At 68.5% G+C, this 18,614-nt stretch carries 16 protein-coding genes; 7 read left to right on the top strand and 9 right to left on the bottom strand.

The window, feature by feature from the left end:
• Positions 1–53: 53 nt before the first annotated feature.
• Positions 54–1,109: a substrate-binding domain-containing protein gene (locus FA743_RS13205; protein WP_136886574.1), complete on the bottom strand. Its 1,056-nt coding sequence runs from the start codon at positions 1,107–1,109 to the stop codon at positions 54–56.
• A gap of 208 nt (positions 1,110–1,317) precedes the next feature.
• Here FA743_RS13205 and FA743_RS13210 point away from each other — a divergent pair, with 208 nt between their 5' ends.
• On the top strand, positions 1,318–3,180 hold the full coding sequence (locus tag FA743_RS13210) for a DNA/RNA non-specific endonuclease (RefSeq protein ID WP_136886575.1): 1,863 nt from the start codon (positions 1,318–1,320) through the stop codon (positions 3,178–3,180).
• Positions 3,181–3,208: 28 nt separating this feature from the next.
• Here FA743_RS13210 and FA743_RS13215 read toward each other — a convergent pair whose 3' ends face one another.
• From FA743_RS13215 to denD, 3 genes are read right to left on the bottom strand one after another with little or no spacing between them, the layout of a single operon-like run.
• On the bottom strand, positions 3,209–4,984 hold the full coding sequence (locus FA743_RS13215; protein WP_136886576.1) for an IlvD/Edd family dehydratase: 1,776 nt from the start codon (positions 4,982–4,984) through the stop codon (positions 3,209–3,211).
• A complete protein-coding gene (locus tag FA743_RS13220; protein ID WP_136886577.1) occupies positions 4,981–5,871 on the bottom strand; it encodes an NAD(P)-dependent oxidoreductase in 891 nt (296 codons plus the stop codon). Before FA743_RS13220 ends, FA743_RS13215 begins: the two co-directional genes overlap by 4 nt.
• Positions 5,868–6,848 carry a D-erythronate dehydrogenase gene (gene denD, locus FA743_RS13225; protein WP_136886578.1) on the bottom strand — a complete coding sequence of 327 codons (981 nt, stop codon included), beginning with the start codon at positions 6,846–6,848 and terminating at the stop codon, positions 5,868–5,870. The genes FA743_RS13220 and denD overlap by 4 nt, the downstream gene beginning before the upstream one ends.
• 165 nt (positions 6,849–7,013) lie before the next feature.
• On the opposite strand from denD, the gene FA743_RS13230 reads away from it, so the two are divergent.
• The 6 genes from FA743_RS13230 (at position 7,014) to FA743_RS13255 (ending at position 12,878) form a co-directional block, all read left to right on the top strand.
• Positions 7,014–7,730, top strand: coding sequence for a FadR/GntR family transcriptional regulator (locus FA743_RS13230; RefSeq protein ID WP_136886579.1), 717 nt, complete (start codon positions 7,014–7,016; stop codon positions 7,728–7,730).
• 140 nt (positions 7,731–7,870) lie between these two features.
• Complete coding sequence (locus FA743_RS13235) at positions 7,871–9,028, top strand: fumarylacetoacetate hydrolase family protein (protein WP_246054958.1); 1,158 nt, start codon at positions 7,871–7,873, stop codon at positions 9,026–9,028.
• 1 nt (position 9,029) lies between these two features.
• Complete coding sequence (locus tag FA743_RS13240; protein ID WP_136886581.1) at positions 9,030–9,599, top strand: TRAP transporter small permease; 570 nt, start codon at positions 9,030–9,032, stop codon at positions 9,597–9,599.
• Positions 9,596–10,873, top strand: a complete 1,278-nt coding sequence (locus FA743_RS13245; RefSeq protein WP_136886582.1) for a TRAP transporter large permease — start codon at positions 9,596–9,598, stop codon at positions 10,871–10,873. The genes FA743_RS13240 and FA743_RS13245 overlap by 4 nt, the downstream gene beginning before the upstream one ends.
• A gap of 23 nt (positions 10,874–10,896) precedes the next feature.
• Entirely contained in the window at positions 10,897–11,910 is a 1,014-nt protein-coding gene (locus FA743_RS13250; RefSeq protein WP_136886583.1) for a DctP family TRAP transporter solute-binding subunit, read from the top strand.
• Positions 11,911–12,002: 92 nt separating this feature from the next.
• On the top strand, positions 12,003–12,878 hold the full coding sequence (locus FA743_RS13255; RefSeq protein ID WP_211242274.1) for a DMT family transporter: 876 nt from the start codon (positions 12,003–12,005) through the stop codon (positions 12,876–12,878).
• A gap of 4 nt (positions 12,879–12,882) precedes the next feature.
• Here the strand turns inward: FA743_RS13255 and xylA are convergent, their stop codons facing one another.
• Genes xylA through FA743_RS13280 form a run of 5 tightly spaced genes read right to left on the bottom strand, consistent with a single transcriptional unit; the run spans position 12,883 to position 18,611 of the window.
• The gene (gene xylA / locus FA743_RS13260) at positions 12,883–14,184 is read right to left on the bottom strand and encodes a xylose isomerase (protein WP_136886584.1); all 1,302 of its coding nucleotides are present in this window, start codon (positions 14,182–14,184) and stop codon (positions 12,883–12,885) included.
• A gap of 36 nt (positions 14,185–14,220) precedes the next feature.
• On the bottom strand, positions 14,221–14,868 hold the full coding sequence (locus tag FA743_RS13265) for a ThuA domain-containing protein (protein ID WP_136886585.1): 648 nt from the start codon (positions 14,866–14,868) through the stop codon (positions 14,221–14,223).
• Positions 14,865–15,968: a Gfo/Idh/MocA family protein gene (locus FA743_RS13270; RefSeq protein ID WP_136886586.1), complete on the bottom strand. Its 1,104-nt coding sequence runs from the start codon at positions 15,966–15,968 to the stop codon at positions 14,865–14,867. Before FA743_RS13270 ends, FA743_RS13265 begins: the two co-directional genes overlap by 4 nt.
• On the bottom strand, positions 15,965–16,975 hold the full coding sequence (locus FA743_RS13275) for an ABC transporter ATP-binding protein (protein ID WP_136886587.1): 1,011 nt from the start codon (positions 16,973–16,975) through the stop codon (positions 15,965–15,967). Before FA743_RS13275 ends, FA743_RS13270 begins: the two co-directional genes overlap by 4 nt.
• The gene (locus FA743_RS13280; protein ID WP_136886588.1) at positions 16,968–18,611 is read right to left on the bottom strand and encodes a glycoside hydrolase family 43 protein; all 1,644 of its coding nucleotides are present in this window, start codon (positions 18,609–18,611) and stop codon (positions 16,968–16,970) included. The genes FA743_RS13275 and FA743_RS13280 overlap by 8 nt, the downstream gene beginning before the upstream one ends.
• Positions 18,612–18,614: the final 3 nt, after the last annotated feature.

Genomic DNA, 18,614 nt, shown 5'->3' on the forward strand with positions numbered 1-18,614 from the left:
TTGATCATAAACGGCCCGCCCCGCGGCGCGGGACGGGCCAGATGTCAGTCACATCACTCGGCGGCGGCGAAGTCGCCCTCGCCCGAGGTCACGCGCGCCTGCAGTTCGGCACGCTCGTCTTCGGGCAGCGTCACCAGGCCACGCTCGGACAGGTAGCCGCCATCGCCCAGGGCGTTGTCCGACATGTACTCTTCCACGAATTCCTGCAGGTTCGGGATCACGCCGCGATGCGCGTCCTTGACGTAGAAATACAGCGGGCGCGACAGCGGATAGTCACCCGAGGCGATGGTCGCCAGCTCGATCTCGACGCCGTCCAGCGGCACGCCGACCAGCGTGTCGGTGTTCTCGTAGAGGAACGAATAGCCAAAGATGCCAAGCGCATTCGGGTCGGTGTTCAGGCGCTGCACGATCAGGTTGTCGTTCTCGCCGGATTCGATGAACGGACCGTCGGTGCGCATGCGCGAGCAGTTCTCTTCGATCCAGTCCTCGTTGCCCGAAGCTTCGGACAGCTCCATCGCGGCTTCGTTTTCCTCGCAACCGGCATGCATGGCCAGTTCGACGAAGGCGTCGCGGGTGCCCGAGGTCGGCGGCGGGCCAAGCACCGTGATGGCGACGTCGGGCAGCGAGTCGTCGATTTCCGACCAGTTGCTGTAGGGGTTGGCGACCAGTTCGCCGTCCTGCGGAACTTCGGCGGCCAGAGCCAGATAGACCTGCTCCAGCGTCAGGCCCCAATCGGCCTCGCTGTTGCGGGCGACGGCCATGGCCAGACCGTCATAGCCGATCAGCGCCTCGGTGATGTCGGTGACGCCGTTCTGCGTGCACAGCTCGAACTCCGACATGGTCATGGCGCGCGAGGCGCCGGTCAGGTCGGGGGTCTGCTCGCCCACGCCCGAGCAGAAGATCTGCATGCCGCCGCCGGTGCCGGTCGATTCAACGATCGGAGCGGGCGCGCCGGTCTGGTTCGAGAATTCTTCGGCCACGGCCTGGGTATAGGGGAACACGGTCGACGAGCCGACGATGCGGATCTGGTCGCGCGATTGGGCGAAGGCGCCGGATGCGGACAGCGCGATCACGGACAGCGCGGTGGCGGTAAGGCCGAGGGTTTTCATGGACGTCTCCTGTGGAGTTGTTCGGTGACTGCGGGCTTACAGCGGTTTTGTAACGTCCATACCCGATTCATGTGACTGTTTTGCGACAACCGACCATGGGGGCGATTGCCCGGAAGGGCCCGCCGCCGGGCTTGCCGCCGCCGGTCCAAGGCCGCAAGGATCGGGCATCCGGGGAATCCTTCCGGCCGGCACAGGGGACACGCGCAGAATGTATCGCAGCCAGATCGACCAGGTCCGCCGGACGACATCCGATTTCGAGGCCCGTGCCGCCGCCATCCTTGCCGCCGATCGCCGGGCAACCGCCTTGGCGGGATCTGCAGCCGCGCAGGCGCTGGTGCCCGAGGCGCTTGGCCGGCACGGGCGGGCCGAGGCCATCGTGCTGGCCCAGCTGCGCCCGGCCTTCTTCGTGACACCAACGGGGATCGACACGACCGATGCCGTCGAGGCCGACCCCCGTCTGCTGGCGCTGGTCACCGGCAACGAGGCGCTGCTGCATGCGGCATCGCAGGGCGTCGGGCGGATCGACCTGCTGCACCATCCCAGCCTGCCCTATGCCGGCACCGGCTTCCTGATCGACGACACGCTGGCCGTCACCAACCGCCATGTCGCGCTGGTCTGCGCCGAGCGCTCGCGGAGCGGCAACCGGATGCGCCCGGGCCGTTTCGGCAGCCCGATGGAGGCACGGATGGAGTATCACGGCTTTTCCGGGACCGACTCTCGCTTGCAGGCCGAGGTGACGCAGGTTCTGTATCTTGCCCGCGACGACGAGCCCGATTTCGCGCTGCTGCGCGTGGCGCCCCGCGACGGCGCCCTGCCCTTGCAGCTTCTGGGCGTGCCCCCGCTGGACGACCGCCGGCCCGCCGTCGCGGTGATCGGCTATCCGGCCGAAGATGGCAGCCGCAACGACCCCGACCTGATGGACGCGCTGTTTCGCGGCCGCTACGGAGTCAAGCGGCTGGCCCCGGGCTTCGTGTCCGATTACAGCCGCGACGCGCCGGTGCTGATGGCGGATTATTCGTCCCTGGGCGGCAATTCCGGCTCTCCGGTCGTCGCGCTGGAGGATGGGCGCGTGCTGGGGCTGCATTTCGCGGGCCGCTTCATGGATGCCAACCATGCCGTCACCGCCGATGTGATCGAGGCCGCGCGCCGGGCCGTGCTGACCCGGATGCCGGGCACCGCCCTGCCCGCCCCCGAGGCGCCCGTGTCTGCAAGCGCGGGGTTTGCCGGGCGCAACGGCTTCGATCCCGAGTTCCTGGGGCCGGGCGATCTGTCGGTGCCGCTGCCGGGTCTGGGCCCGTGGCAGGCCGCGCCGGTGAGCGACGCGGCGGACGGGGTGCTGCGCTATCGCAATTTCTCGGTCATCCAGTCCGCCACCCGGCGCCTGGCCCTGCTGACGGCGGTGAACATCGACGGCGCGCAGGCGCGGCGGCTGAAGCGCCGGGGCAGCTGGCGGCTGGACGGGCGGCTGGACCCGGCCCATCAGATCGGGAACGAGCTGTATCTGCGCAACGCGCTGGATCGCGGCCATCTGGTGCGCAGGCGCGACCCCGGTTGGGGGCCGGAGGCCGCGGAGGCCGAGGGTGACACCTTTCATTACACCAACAGCGCGCCACAGCACGAGGATCTGAACCAGAAGGACTGGCTGGGGCTGGAGGATTACATCCTCGACGCCGCCGAGACGCGCGGCTTCCGCGTCTCGGTCCTGACCGGCCCGGTCTTTCGCGACACCGACCGCCGCCTGAGGACGCAGCCCGGCGCCGAGGACGTGCCGATCCCCGAGGAGTTCTGGAAGATCGCCGTCATGGTCCATGCCGGGACGGGGCGGCTGTCGGCGACCGGCTATGTGCTGTCGCAGGGGCGGATGATCCGCCCGCTGGTCGAAAGCGCCTTCGTCTATGGCAGCTATCGGACCTATCAGCTGCCCATCGCCCGGATCGCCGCCGAGACGGGACTTGACTTCGGCCCCCTGCTGGCCGCCGATCCCCTTGGCGCGGCACAGGGCGAGGCGACCCTTGCCGAGGTCGCCCATGTCATCGACGGAGCGGACAGTCTGGTGCTGTCACCGCGCTGATGCGGGGCGATGGTCCCTGCCCCGCCCTTCAGTGGTTGTGGCGCGGCAGGCTCTCCGAGATGCGCGAGAACGCGTCCGCCCCCTCGATGGTCGCGCCGCGATCCAGCTGCGTGACCGTCTCGCGATAGATCTTCTGCCAAGGCGTGGCCGAGGCGGGCACGGCGGGGATGCCCTCGGCTTTCCGCGCGGCGATCTGCGCCTCGTCCACCAGCATGTCGCAGCGGCCCTGGTTCAGGTCGATGCGGATGCGGTCGCCCGTCCTCAGCCAGGCCAGCCCCCCGCCCGCCGCGCTTTCCGGCGAGGCGTTCAGGATGGACGGGCTGTCGGCGGTGCCCGATTGCCGCCCGTCGCCGATGGTGGGCAGGCTGCGGATGCCCGCGCGGATCAGCCGGTCGGGCGGCTGCATGTTCACCACCTCGGCCGCCCCCGGCCAGCCGAGCGGCCCGGCGCCCCGGATCACCAGGATCGAGTCCGCGTCGATCTCCAGCGCGGGATCGTTGATCCGCGCGTGGTAATCGGCGGATCCGTCGAAGACGAAGGCGGTGCCCTCGAAGATGTTCTCGCGCCCCGGTTCGGACAGGTAGCGGGTGCGGAAATCCTCGGAGATCGCGCTGGTCTTCATGATCGCGAAATCGAACAGGTTGCCGCGCAGCACCAGAAAGCCCGCGCGGTCCATCATCGGGGCGCCGAAGGGCCTGATGACCTCGCGGTCGGTGCTTTCGCGGCCCGAGAGGTTCTCGGCCATGGTCTTGCCGGTCACGGTCGGGCAATCGCCGTCCAGCATCCCGGCCTGCAGCAATTCCCACATCACGGCGGGCACGCCGCCCGCGCGGTGGAAGCGCTCGCCCAGATAGGCGCCCGAGGGCTGCACATTGGCCAAGAGCGGCACGTCGTATCCGTGGCGTTGCCAGTCCTCGGGATGCAGGTCCGCCCCCGCATGCAGCGCCATCGCCATCAGATGCGGCTGCGCGTTGGTGGACCCGCCGATGGCCGAGTTCAGCCGGATCGCGTTCAGGAAGGCCGCCCGCGTCAGGATCTGGGACGGGCGGATGTCCTGGCGCACCAGCTCGACTGCGCGCAGCCCGGTGCGATAGGCGATCTGGCCGCGCTCGCGATAGGCGGCCGGGATCGCCGCGCAGCCGGTCAGCGACATGCCCAGGGCCTCGGCGATGGCGTTCATGGTCGAGGCCGTGCCCATCGTGTTGCAATGGCCGATCGAGGGCGCGCTGTCCAAGGCGGTCTGCAGGAACTCGTCGCGGGTGATCTCTCCGGCCGCCAGCCTGCGGCGCGACTGCCAGATGACGGTGCCGGATCCGACCAGCTTGCCCTCGTGCCACCCGTCCAGCATCGGGCCGCCCGACAGCACGATGGCGGGCAGATCGACCGTCGCCGCCGCCATGATGGCCGAGGGCGTGGTCTTGTCGCAGCCCGTCGTCAGCACCACCCCGTCGAAGGGATAGCCATAAAGCAGCTCGACCAGCCCCAGATAGGCCAGGTTGCGGTCCAGCGCCGCCGTGGGGCGCTTGCAGTTCTCGAACAGGGGATGGCTGGGAAACTCGATGGGAATGCCGCCCGCGTCGCGGATGCCGTCGCGCACCCGCTTGGCAAGGTCCAGATGGTGCCTGTTGCAGGGGTTCAGGTCGCTGCCCGATTGCGCGATGCCGATGATCGGCTTGCCCGAGCGCAATTCCTCGGGCGTGGTGCCGTAATTCATGAAGCGTTCAAGATAGAGCGCGGTCATGTCGGCATGGTCGGGATTGTCGAACCAGTCCTGCGAGCGCAGGCGGCGGGGCGTGTCGGTCATGGCTGGTCCTTTCGGGGGGCTGTGGGGTTCATGGCCTCCAGCTGCAGCAGCAGCCCGCTGTGATCGGCCTCGCCATGGCCCGCGGCGACGAAATCGGTGAACAGGGCGCGCACGCCCTCGGTCAGGGGCAGCGTCAGCCCGGTGGCCGTGGCCAGTTCGGCGACCGTGTCCAGATCCTTCAGCTGCAGACGCGACAGCCCGCCGGGCGCGAAATCGCGGTTGACCATGCGCCCGCCATGCAACTCCAGGATGCGGCTTTCGGCGAACCCGCCCCGGATCGCCTCGCGGAATTTCCCGCGGTCGGCGCCGCCGGCCTCGACCAGCATCATGGCCTCGGCCACGGCCCCGATGGTGACGGCGACGATCTGCTGGTTGGCCAGCTTGCAGACCTGCCCCGCGCCCGAGGGCCCGACATGGGTCAGCCGCCCAAGGGGCGCCATCAGCGGCGCGATGCGGTCGATGACCGCCGCCGCGCCCCCGGCCATCAGCGCCAGCGATCCGGCCTGGGCCCCCGCCACCCCGCCCGAGACGGGGCAGTCGACATGGTCGATCCCCATCGCCGCCAGCCGCTGCGCGTGATCGCGCGCCAGATGCGGCGCGATGGACGAGGTGTCGATGACGACGGCCCCCGGCGCCATCGCCGCCGTCGTGCCCAGATCGAACAGCACCGCCGCCACCGCAGGCCCGTCCGACAGCATGGTGAAGACGACCTCGGCCCCCGCCACCGCCGCTGCGGGGTCGGTGGCGACCGTGGCCCCGTCCGCCGCCAGCGCCTGTGCCTTCTCGGCTGCGCGGTTCCAGACGGTCACGGCATGGTTTGCGGCCAGCAGGCGCCGCACCATCGGCGCGCCCATCAGGCCGGTGCCCAGAAAGGCGATCTGGGTCATAGCGCGCCCTCCAGCTCATCCTCGATATGGGCGCGGATGATGTCGTCGAAGCTGTCCTCGGCGGTGAAGCCCAGCTCGCGGGCGCGGGTGGCGGTGAAGCCGGGCGCCCAGCCCTCGCACATGGCGGTGATGGCCGCGTCGGGCTCGCGCCGGATCAGGGCCACGGCCTCATCGCCCGCCACGCGGCGCAACGCCTCGATCTGATCGCCCACGGTGGCGGACAGGCCCGGCATGGACAGGCTGCGCCGCGCCCCCAGAACCGACAGGTCCATGGTCGCCGCATGGATCATGAAGCCCACGGCGGACCGGGGCGAGGTGTGCCAGTGCCGGATCGTGTCGGGGACCGGCAGCACGGCGGGCTTGCCCACCAGCGGTTCGCGCAGGATGTTGGAGAAGAAGCCCGAGGCCGCCTTGTTGGGCAGGCCGGGGCGGATGCAGATCGTGGGCAGCCGGATGCCGATGCCGTCGAAGAAGCCGTGGCGGCTGTAATCGGCCAGCAGCAATTCGCTGATCGCCTTCTGCGTGCCATAGCTGGTCAGGGGCGTGCTGTGGAACTCGTCGGGGATCGGATAGGGCAAGGGCGCCCCCACCACCGCGATGCTGGAGGCGAAGACCACGCGCGGGCAATATCCGTCCAGCACATGGGCCATGCGGATCGCCTCGAACAGGTCGCGGGTGCCGTCCAGGTTGATGCGATAGCCCTTTTCGAAATCGGCCTCGGCCTCGCCCGAGACGATGGCCGCAAAATGAAAGATCACGTCGGGGCGCAGCGCGATCAGCCGCGCGGCGGTGCCCGGCGCGGACAGGTCGGCGGCCACGCAGTCGGTCTTGTTGGCGAACCCCACGGGCGCGTCCGGGGCCACGATGTCGACCAGCGTCAGGCTGTGGACCGGCTGCCCCGCCAGCCCGTCGCGCACCAGACGTTCGGTCAGCTTCCGGCCCAGCATGCCTCCGGCACCGATGGTCAGGATATGCATGTCGGGTCTCCTCCTCAGATCCGGGTGGCATTTCTGTGCGGTCAGATTAGTATGATTGTCTGACGACCTGCAACATGAACATCCGGGAGGGTTCGGGGTGGCCGAGGCGGAGATGATCGCGCATGACAGGGGGGCTTTCTCGCCGGGCTTTCCGGGGGCCGGCAGATGAGCCCCTTCCCCACCCGGATCAGCCGGACCCAGCACCTGCCGGCGCGGATCGCCGGCCAGTTCGCCCGCCAGATCCAGCAGGGCGAGCTGAAGCCCGGCGACCGGCTGCCGACCGAGAACGCCATGGCCACGAATTTCGGCGTCAGCCGCACGGTCATCCGCGAGGCCATCGCGCAGCTGCGCAACGAGGGCATGATCGAGACCCGTCAGGGCGTCGGCGCCTTCGTCATCGACCGGCCCACGCGGCATATCCGGCTGGACGACGGCGGCCAGATGGAGGGCCATGATTTCCGCGACCTGTTCCAGCTGCGCGTCCCGCTGGAGATCGAGGCGGCGGGGCTGGCCGCCACCTATCACCGCCCCGAGCATCTGGTCCAGATGGACGCCGCGCTGCTGCGCATGACCGCCACCGGCGAGGACCCCGAGGATGGCATCCTCGCCGATCTGGACTTTCACCGCACCATCGCCGCGGCGACCGGCAACGATTACTTCGTGCAGTTTCTGGGCGCCGTGTCGGACCGCATCCTGCAGACCATCGTCGCCTCGCGCGCGCGCATCCGGCTGGACGAGATCGTGGCCATCGTGAATGACGAGCATGTCGCCCTGCGCGAGGCCATCGCCGCCCGCGATCCGACCCGGGCGCGCGGCGCCATGCGCGCGCATATGGCGGGCTCGGCCGCGCGCATCGCGCTGCGGCTGGAATTCTATTCCTGAACCGGTTTGTTCGGCCCTTCGCAACAAACAGGTGGACAGCCCGCCTCGGCGCCCCTTAGGGTCAAGTCATCTTGTTGTCTGACAAAGTCGGGCGGCGCGGCATTGGAGGATGCCGGGATATCAGGGGGGATGACTTGACGTTGCAGCACGCCTTGACCGCCGATGCGGTCCTGCCCGACGACGCCGACCGCGCGACCCTTCTGGGCCGCGTCTGGTCCGGGCGGCAGGGCGGGCCCTGCCCCGTCCTGCTGCGGCGCGGCCGGGTCCATGACCTGAGCGGCATCTCGGCCACCATGTCGGGCCTGCTGGAACGGGACGATCTGAAGGACGCGCTGGCGGGCGATCTGCCCGATCTGGGGCCGCTTGACGGGTTTCTGGACGGCAGCGCCGGGCGCCTGTTGGCCCCCGTCGATCTGCAGGCCATCAAGGCCGCCGGCGTCACCTTTGCCGACAGCATGCTGGAACGGGTGATCGAGGAGCAGGCGCGCGGCGACAGCGGACGCGCCGCCGAGGTGCGCGCCCGGCTGGCCCCGGTGATCGGCGACAGCCTGCGCGGCGTGCAGGCCGGGTCCGACAAGTCTGCCGAGGTCAAGGCGCTGCTGCAGCAGATGGACCTGTGGTCGCAATATCTGGAGGTGGGCATCGGCCCGGATGCCGAGATCTTCACCAAGGCGCAGCCCATGTCGTCGATGGGCGGCGGCGATCTGGTCGGCATCCACCCCATGTCCGAATGGAACAACCCCGAGCCCGAGGTCGTGCTGGTCATCCGCTCGGACGGCACCATCCTGGGCGCGACGCTTGGCAATGACGTGAACCTGCGCGATGTCGAGGGGCGGTCCGCCCTGCTTCTGGGCAAGGCCAAGGACAACAACGCCTCCTGTGCGCTCGGGCCGTTCATCCGGCTGTTCGACGACCATTTCACCCAAAGCCATCTGGACCGCGCAACGGTGTCGCTGCGGGTCGAGGGAGCGGACGGCTTCGAGATGACCGGCGACAGCCCGATGGCCGCGATCAGCCGCAGCCCTGCCGATCTGGCCGGGCAGCTTCTGAACCGCTCGCACCAGTATCCCGACGGGGCGGTTCTGTTCCTGGGGACCATGTTCGCGCCCGTCAAGGACCGGCGCGGCGCGGGACAGGGCTTCACCCACGAGACCGGCGACCGGGTCGAGATCGCCTCGCCGCAGCTTGGCCGGCTGGTGAACTGGGTCGAGCGCACCGACCGCTGCCCGGAATGGACCTTTGGCACCGTGGCCCTGATGCGCAATCTGGTCGCGCGCGGCCTTGGCGAGAGGATCTGAGATGTCGCGGTTCTCGCGCCTGTTCTTCGGCTTTCTCGACATCCTCCTGGCGCTGCTGCTGGGGGCGATGGCGCTGATGGTCTTCGTCAACGTGGTCCTGCGCTATACGATGAATTCGGGCCTGCCTTTGTCGGACGAGCTGTCGCGCTTTGCCTTCGTCTGGTTGACCTTCATCGGCGCGGTCGTCGTCTATCACCACCGCCAGCACATGGGGATGGAAACGGTGGTGGCGCAGTTCGGCCCGCGCGGGCGCCGCGTGCTGATGGGCATCTCGGACCTGGTCATCCTGGGCTGCGCGGGGGTGCTGACGCATGGCACCTGGAAGCAGCTGCCGATCAACGCCTCGATGAGCGCGCCCGTCTCGGGCCTGTCGATGGCCTGGGTCTATGGGATCGGGCTGTTCACCGGCGCGGGCATCGTCCTGATCACGCTGGAGCGCCTTTTCCGCCTGGTCACGGGCCGCATCACCGAGGCCGAGATCAAGGGCTTTGGCGGCGAGATGGACGACCTCTATGACAGCCCCCCCTCTGAGGGCACCGGGCGGGTCAAGGCAGGGGAGCGCGCGGAATGACCCTGCTGGTCTTCATCGTTTCGCTGATCGGGGCCATGTCGCTTGGCGTGCCGGTGGCCTTCGCGCTGATCTTCTGCGGCGTGATCCTGATGTCCTTCATGGGCATGTTCAACACCCAGATCATCGCCCAGAACATGCTGATCGGGGCGGATACCTTCACGCTGCTGGCGATCCCCTTCTTCATCCTGGCCGGCGAGCTGATGAACGCGGGCGGGCTGTCCAAGCGCATCATCGAATTCGCGATCACCTGCGTGGGCCATATCCGGGGCGGGCTGGGGCTGGTGGCGATCATCGCCGCCGTCATCATGGCCTCGATCTCGGGCTCGGCGGCCGCCGACACGGCGGCGCTGGCGGCGATCCTGATCCCGATGATGGCCAAGGCGGGCTACAACGTGCCCCGTTCGGCCGGGCTGATCGCGGCGGGGGGCGTGATCGCGCCGGTGATCCCGCCCTCGATGGCCTTCATCATCTTCGGCGTCGCCGCCAACGTGTCGATCAGCCAGCTGTTCATGGCGGGCATCGTGCCGGGTCTGCTGATGGGCGTCGCGCTGGTCGTCACCTGGCTGATCGTGGCCCGGAACGACGATGTCGAGACGCTGCCCCGCACCGGATGGGCCGAGCGGGGCCGCGCCTCTGGCCGCGCGATCTGGGCGCTTGGCATGCCGGTCATCATCTTGGGCGGCATCAAGATGGGCGTCGTCACCCCCACCGAGGCCGCCGTCATCGCCGCCTTCTATGCGCTGTTCGTGGGCATGGTCGTCTATCGCGAACTGAAGATCTCGGACCTGCCGCGGGTGATGATCTCGGCCGGGCGGACCACGGCGGCGATCATGTTCCTGGTCTGCGCCGCGCTGGTCTCGGCCTGGCTGATCACGGCGGCCAACATCCCCAACGAGATCGCGGGCTATATCGCGCCCTTGATCGAGAATCCCAAGCTTTTGATGCTGGTCATCATGTTGCTGATCCTGGTGGTCGGCACGGCGCTGGACCTGACGCCCACGATCCTGATCCTGACGCCGGTGCTGATGCCCATCGTCATCAAGGCGGGGATCGACCCGGTCTATTTCGGGGTCATGTTCATCATGAACTGCTGCATCGGGCTGCTGACGCCGCCGGTGGGCGTGGTGCTGAACGTGGTCAGCGGCGTGGGCCGGGTGCCGCTTGGCAAGGTGATCCGGGGCGTCTGGCCGTTCCTGATCGCACAGATCCTGGTGATCCTGCTGCTGGTGGCATTCCCCAGCATCGTGATCGTCCCGGCCCGCTGGTTCTACTAAGTCACATTTCCAGGGAGGAAACCATGACACGTTCCATACTGAAGGGCGCCTTGTGCCTGACCACCGCCCTCGCCACCGCCAGCCCCGCACTGGCCGAGTTCACCGAGCGCACGTTCCGCGTCTCGAACGGCATCAACGAGGATCACCCCGTCGCCACCGGCATGGCGGCGATGCAGGAATGCCTGGACGAGCAGACCGGCGGCATGATGCAGATGCAGGGCTTCTGGGGCGGCGCGCTTGGCGGCGACCTGCAGGCCACGCAGGCGGTGCGCTCGGGGCTGCAGGAGGCGGTCGTCACCTCCTCCTCGCCGCTGGTGGGGATGGTGCCGGCGCTTGGCGTCTTCGACCTGCCCTTCCTGTTCCGCACGCCGGAAGAGGCCTATGCGGTCATGGACGGTCCCTTCGGCGACAGCCTGAACGAACAGCTGGACGCGGTCGGGCTGGTCAACCTGGCCTATTGGGAGAACGGCTTTCGCAACATGTCGAACTCGCAGCGGCCCATCGAGACCTGGGAGGATTTCGAGGGGATGAAGGTTCGCGTCATGCAGAACAACATCTTCCTGGACACCTTCTCGAACTTCGGGGCCAATGCCACGCCGATGTCCTTCGGCGAGGTGTTCTCGGCGCTGGAGACGAAGGCCATCGACGCGCAGGAGAACCCCTACGTCACCATCGACACCTCACGCTTCTACGAGGTGCAGGAATATATCAGCGAGACCAAGCACGCCTATACGCCCTTCCTGTTCCTGTTCTCCAAGGCGATCCTGAACAGCTATTCGCCCGAGGAACAGCAGGCCCTGCGCGACTGCGCCATCGTCGGCCGCGACGTGGAGCGCGAGGCGATCCAGGCGCTGAACCTGGAATCGCTGGCCAAGATGGAAGAGGCCGGGCTGGCGTTCAACACCATCACACCCGAGAACCAAGAAGAGATGCTGGAAAAGTCGCAGGTCGTCTATGAGACCCACAAGGCCGCCATCGGCGCCGACGTGGTCGACGAGGTGCAGGCCACGCTGGCCGAGCTGCGCGCCGCCGAGTGACCGGCCGCTGACAGCGAGACGACGCACGGGCGCTCGGTGAAACTCCGGGCGCCCCGGTCCCTCCAAGGATCTTTTGGAAAATGTTTTCAGGCATGTCCGGCAACAAGGCCGGGGCGCTGCTGATGCTGATGGGCATGGCGGCCTTTGCGGCCAATGATGCCATCGGCAAATGGCTGGTCGCCGATTACGGCGTGGCGCAGGTCATCCTGCTGCGCTCGCTGGCCGCGCTGGTGATGATGGCGCCCTTCCTGATGCGCGGCGGGCAGGTCATGGCGCGGATCCGGTCGGCCCCCCGCCCCCGCCTGCAGGCGCTGCGCGCGGTCTGCGCCACCGCCGAGGTCTTCTGTTTCTACCTTGCCGTCTTCTACATGCCGCTGGCCGATGTGATGGCTTTCTGGATGGCCGCGCCGATCTATGTGGTCGCGATCTCTCCCTTCCTGCTGGGCGAGCGGGTCGGCGCGCGGACCTGGGGCGCGGTGGCCGTGGGTTTCGCGGGCGTGCTGATCCTGCTGGCGCCGTCGCTGCAGATCTCGGGGCCGGGGGTGGTCTTCGCGCTGCTGGGCACGATGGCCTTCGCGGGGATCATGGTCCTGGGCCGGTCCCTGCGCGAGACGCCCGACCGCGATCTGGTGCTGTTCCAGCTGGGGGCGGCGGCGATCGCGGGGCTGGTGTTGGCGCCTTTCGACTGGACGCCGGTCCGCTCGGGCGGCGATCTGGCGCTGCTGTTCCTGCTGGGCGTGGTGGCGACGCTGGCGCATATGCTGGTCACCCGTGCGCTGAAGCGGGCCGATGCCTCGGTCGTGGCGCCGCTGCAATATTCGCTGCTGGTTTGGGGCGTGCTGTTCGGCTTCACCGTCTTCGGCGACGTGCCCGCGCCCGGCATGGCCCTGGGCGCGGCGCTGATCGTGGGATCGGGGCTGATCGTCCTGCGCCGCCCGCCACGCAAGATCGCGGCGGACGGCGCCTGATCCCTCAGACGAAGCGGTTGACCCAGTTCTCCAGCCGCTCCTGCCGACCTGAGCGGGGCTGCGGGTCGATCCCTTGCGCCTCGACCGCTGCGGCGATCTCGTCCAGCGGCTGGTCCAGAAGCGCCTGCCCCTCGGGCTTGTCCCATCCCGCATAGCGGTCCTGCCGCGCCTTCTCCAAGCCGCCATCCTCCAGCATCGCGGCGGCGGCCTTCAGGCCCCGCGCGCAGACATCGATGGCGCCGACATGCGACAGGATCAGATCCTCGGGGTCCAGCGACTGCCGCCGGACGCGGCTGTCGTAATTCGTGCCGCCGGTGGTGAAGCCGCCCGCGCGCAGCACCTCGTAATAGGCCAGCGCGATCTCGGGGGTGTTGTTGGGGAACTGGTCGGTGTCCCAGCCCGACTGGTAATCGTTGCGGTTCATGTCGATCGAGCCCAGCATGTCCAGCGAGGCCGCGAGTGCCAGTTCATGCTCGAAGGAATGGCCGGCCAGGATCGCATGGCCCTGCTCGATGTTCAGCTTGACCTCGTTTTCCAGCCCGAAGCGCTTGAGAAAGCCATAGACCGTGGCCACGTCGAAATCATACTGGTGCTTGGCCGGTTCCTGCGGCTTGGGTTCGATCAGGATCGTGCCCTTGAAGCCGATCTTGTGCTTGTACTCGACGACCTTGGACAGGAACCGCCCGGCCTGGTCCGCCTCGCGGGTCAGATCGGTGTTCAGCAGCGTCTCATAGCCCTCGCGGCCGCCCCACAGCACATAATTCTCGCCATTCAGGCGGTGGGTGACATCCATGCAGGCCTTCACGCAGGCGGCGGCATAGGCAAAGACCTCGGGGTCGGGATTGGTCGCGGCCCCGGCCATCCAGCGGCGGTGGCTGAACATGTTGGCGGTGCCCCAGAGCAGCTTCGTCCCGGTCTGTTCCATCTTGGCCGCGAAGACATCGCAGATCTCGTCCAGATTGCGGCGGCTTTCGGCGAAGCTGGCCCCTTCGGGGCGCACATCGGCATCGTGGAAGCAGAAATAGGGCTGGCCCAGGATGGCAAACATGTCGAAGGCGGCATCGGCCTTGCGGCGCGCATCCGCCATCGTGTCGCCGTACCAGGGGCGGTCGAAGGTGCGCCCGCCGAAGGGGTCGGCGCCCTCATAGGCCAGGCTGTGCCAATAGGCGACGGCCAGGCGCAGGTGATCCTCCATCCGCTTGCCCAGGACGACCTCGTCGGGGTCGTAATGGCGATAGGCGAATTCGTTGGAGCTGTCGGGGCCCTCGAAACGGATGGGGGCGATGTCGTGGAAATAGCCGGTCATGGGGGTCCTCGATGTCAGGGGTCGGGTCGGGCGGCGTCAGCGCGCGGCCCAGACCAGTCCGCGGCGCAGGATCTGCCGCATCTGGGGGTGGTCGAACTCGGCCGCGACATGGCCGAGGGCGGAGTAGAAGACGCGCGCCGCGCCATAGCGGTGCTTCCACACCACGGGCATCACCGTGCCGCGCGTCCAGGGGGCGTGGGTGCCGTCGAAGGTGGTGGTGGCCAGCACTTCGATGCTAGGGTCGACATGCAGGAAATACTGTTCCGAGCGATAGTCGAAATCCCCGATCCCGGCCATCACCGGGTCGTCGGGCCGGGTGACCTGGACGCGATAGTCGATGATGTTGCCGGGATGGGCGACCCATTGGCCGCCGGTCATGAACTGATAAGCCGGCTCGTTGCGGAAGGCATCGCCCATGCCGCCGTGAAAGCCCCCCAGCCCGGTCCCGGCCTCGACGGCGGCGATCAGGTTCTGCAGGGCGCCAGGCGCGACCTGCGCCTGCGTGATCAGCGGCACGATCAGGTCGAACGCGCCCAGATCGGCCTCGGCCAGCACCTCGGTGCCGGGTTCGCGGCGGACCGCGAACCCCTCGTCGGCCAGCATCCGTTCGACGATCAGGGAGCAGGCCTCGGGCTCGTGGCCCTCCCATCCTCCCCAGAAGATGAGTGCGGATTTCGGGGTCATGCGGTCTCCGGTGCAGGGGTCGGGATGGGAAGGGGCGCCCGCGCCTCGGGGCGCGCGCAGCGGGTGGTCAGGGCGACGGCCTGCCCCGTCTCGGCCGAGGCCAGCAGGGAGGCGATCACATCCAGCACATGCAGCGCCAGATCGCCGCTGGAGCGATGGGCTCGGTCCTGCAGGATCGCCTCGGCCATGTCGGCCAGCCCCAGCCCGCGATAATTGGCATCGCCATGGGAATGGGTGACAGGCTGCGGCTGCCAGCCCCCGTCCCACAGCGCGACCGTGCCGTCGAAGCGGTTGGGGTCGGGGATCCGCATCGAGCCGTCGGTGCCGTACAGCTCCAGCGGCGCATGTCCGTGGGCCTGCACGTCGAAGCTGCTGACGATCTGGACCAGCGCGCCGCTGTCGAACTGCATCACCCCCGCCACATGGGTCTGCGCATCGACGCCGACTGACTGCCCGGCGCGGGGGCCGGTGGCGATGGTCCGGCGGTCATGGCTGCGCGCGGCCAGCGCGCTGACGCGGACCACCGGCCCCAGCAGGTTCACCATCGCGGTGATGTAATAGGGCCCCATGTCGAACAGCGGCCCCGCGCCCGGTCCCTGATAGTAGAAATCGGGGTTCGGATGCCAGCGCTCGTGCCCGGCCAGCATCAGCGTGGCGGTGCCCGCGACGGGCCGGCCGATGCGGCCCGCATCGACCAGCGCCCGGACCGTCTGATGCGATCCGCCAAGGAAGGTGTCGGGCGCGCAGCCCAAGCGCAGGCCCCGTTCGGCCGCCATGTCGGCCAGCCTCCGGCCATCGGCCAGGCTGACGGCCAGCGGCTTTTCGGAATAGACGTGCTTTCCGGCCTGCAGCGCGGCCAGCCCGACCTGCAGATGCGCGGCAGGAACGGTCAGGTTCAGGACCAGATCGATATCGCCCCGCGCCAGCAGCGCCTCGGGCGTCAGGGCGTCGACGCCATGCGCCTGCGCCTTGGCCTCGGCCGCCTCGGGGCGCAGGTCGGCCACGGCGCGCAGGGCAAGCTGCGGAAAGAGGGCGGCGTTCTTCAGATAGATGTCGCTGATCACGCCGCAGCCGATGATGCCAAGTCCAAGGGGGGTCATGAGGGGTCCTCCATGCGCAGGCCCGCATCGTCGAACAGGTGCAGGTTCTGGGGTTCGGGCGTCAGGAACAGCGTCTCGCCCGCCTTCAGGCGCTGGTTGCCGGGCAGGCGCACGGTGACGTCGCCCACCTGATCGACCTTGGCATAGACCACCGTGTCGGCGCCCAGGGTCTCGACCACCTGCGCCCTGGCGGCCCAGGTGCCGACCGAGGACGAGACGCCGATATGTTCGGGGCGGATGCCCACCTGCGCCACGTCCGCCCGCCCGATCGCCGTGCCGGGCAGCAGGTTCATGCGCGGCGAGCCGATGAAGCCCGCCACGAAGGCCGTCTGCGGGCGGTCATAGACATCCATCGGCGCGCCCACCTGCTCGATCCGGCCGGCCTTCATCACGACGATCTGGTCGGCCAGCGTCATCGCCTCGACCTGGTCGTGGGTCACGTAGATCATCGTTGCGTCCAGCGACTGGTGCAGCTGCGCCAGCTCGACCCGCATCTGGGTGCGCAGGGCGGCGTCCAGGTTGGACAGCGGCTCGTCGAAGAGGAACACCTGAGGCTGGCGCACGATGGACCGGCCAATGGCCACGCGCTGGCGCTGCCCGCCCGACAGCTGGCTGGGCTTGCGGTCCAGGTAATCCTCCAGCGCCAGGATGCGGGCGGCCTCGGTCACGCGGGCCTTGCGTTCGGCGGCGGGCACCTTTGCCAGCCGCAGCCCGAAATCGATGTTCTGCGCGACGGTCATGTGTGGGTAGAGCGCATAGGACTGGAACACCATCGAGATGCCGCGCTTGGACGGTTCCTCGAAGGTGACGTCCGTCCCGCCGATCCGCACCGACCCGCCCGAAGGCATTTCCAGCCCCGAGATGATGCGCAGCAGCGTGGACTTGCCGCAGCCCGAGGGGCCGACCAGCACGGTGAAGGACCCATCCGGAACCGTCAGGTTCAGGTCGGGCAGGACCGTCAGGCCCCCGAAGGACTTGGAGATGTTGTGCAGCGTCACCTCAGCCATGATCGCGCCCCGCATAGCGGAAGTTCAGGACATCGGCGGGCCGCCCGCGCCCCGAGGTGTCATGCGCGCAGACCCCCACGAAGGCGCCGGTGAAGTTGCTGCCCGGCCCGTTCCCGGCCTCGTCCGAGATCGCGGACTGGTCCAGCGCGATGCCGAGGTCGGACCAGTCGCCATCCGTTGCATAGCGGAACCGCAGCACCGCGCCGTCCACGTCGCAGCCAAGCCGGATCGTGCCGGTGGCGGGCAGTGGGATCTGGTCGACGGGATAGCTGACGCGCGCATCCGGCCAGTCGGCGGCGCAGCTGTAGACGGTCAGCACCCGCGCGCCATCGTCATTCGCGGTGACGGCCAGATAGTGGAACTTGAACCGACCGTACCAAGCGATCAGCCCCGCGAAATGCTGGTAATCGCCGGGGGTCATGTCCAGCTCGGCCTCGGCGGTGAAGGCCAGATGCTGCTGGCGGCGCGCGACCAGCGCATGGTCGAACTGCGAGCCCGGCGATTCCCGCCCGTAGAGCCGCAGCGCGCCCGGACGCTCGGTCAGCGAGAACAGGCGCTCGGGATACGGGGTCCGCAGCCATTGCAGGTCGATGGGCAGCCCTTCGGGCGAGAACGTGACCAGCTCGGGAACGGGGTCGAAGGGATGGTCGGGCAGGCCCGGGGCGGGCACGCTGTCGGCGGGCGCATTCCCGCCATGGGACAGACGGGGGAACTCGCCCGGCTCCCAGATCAGCTTCTGGATCGCGGTCTCGCGGCCCAGAGGCGAGCGGCGGACGTCATCGGCATGGATGCCGCCGGCGCCCGCCGGCAGGGCGCGCGTCTCGTCCAGCGGGCGCGAGCACAGATGCACCATGTAGTGCTGACCATCCTGCGTCTCGACGATGTCGGCATGGCCGGTGCGCTGCAACAGCCCGTCCGTGCCGCGCGCGGTCAGGATGTGCTTGGCGGGGTCGGTCTCGTAGGGTCCGAACAGGTCCCGCGACCGGGCCATGGTGACGGCGTGGTCATAGCCGGTGCCGCCCTCGGCGGTCAGCAGATAGTACCAGCCGTCGCGCAGATAAAGATGCGGCCCCTCGGTCAGCTTCAGGTCGGTGCCGCGATAGATGTTGCGGACCGGACCGATCAGCGCGTGATCCTCGACCGAGTATTCCTGCATGACGATGCCGCCGAAGCGGTCGCCGCCGGTCTTGTTGTGATCCCAGATCATGTTCAGCAGCCACTTGCGGCCATCCTGATCGTGAAACAGCGAGGGATCGAAGCCCGACGAGTTCAGATAGACCGGGTCCGACCACGGCCCCTCGATGGCGGGGGCGGTGACCAGATAGTTGTGGCTGTCCTTCCACGCGCCGTCGCGGCGCTTCACGTCGGTATAGATCAGCCAGAACAGCCCGTCCGCATGGGTCAGGCAGGGCGCCCAGACCCCGCCGCTGTCGGGATCGCCGCGCAGGTCCAGCTGCGCCGCCCGGTCCAGCGGCCGTTTGATCAGCTGCCAGTGCCGCAGGTCGCGGGAATGGTGGATCTGCACGCCCGGATACCATTCGAAGGTCGAGGTCGCGATGTAATAGTCGTCGCCCACCCGGACGATCGAGGGGTCGGGATTGAAACCGGGAAGGATCGGGTTCTGGATCAGGCTCATGTC

The sequence above is a fragment of the Paracoccus gahaiensis genome (genome assembly GCF_005048225.1).
GTDB lineage: Bacteria > Pseudomonadota > Alphaproteobacteria > Rhodobacterales > Rhodobacteraceae > Paracoccus > Paracoccus gahaiensis.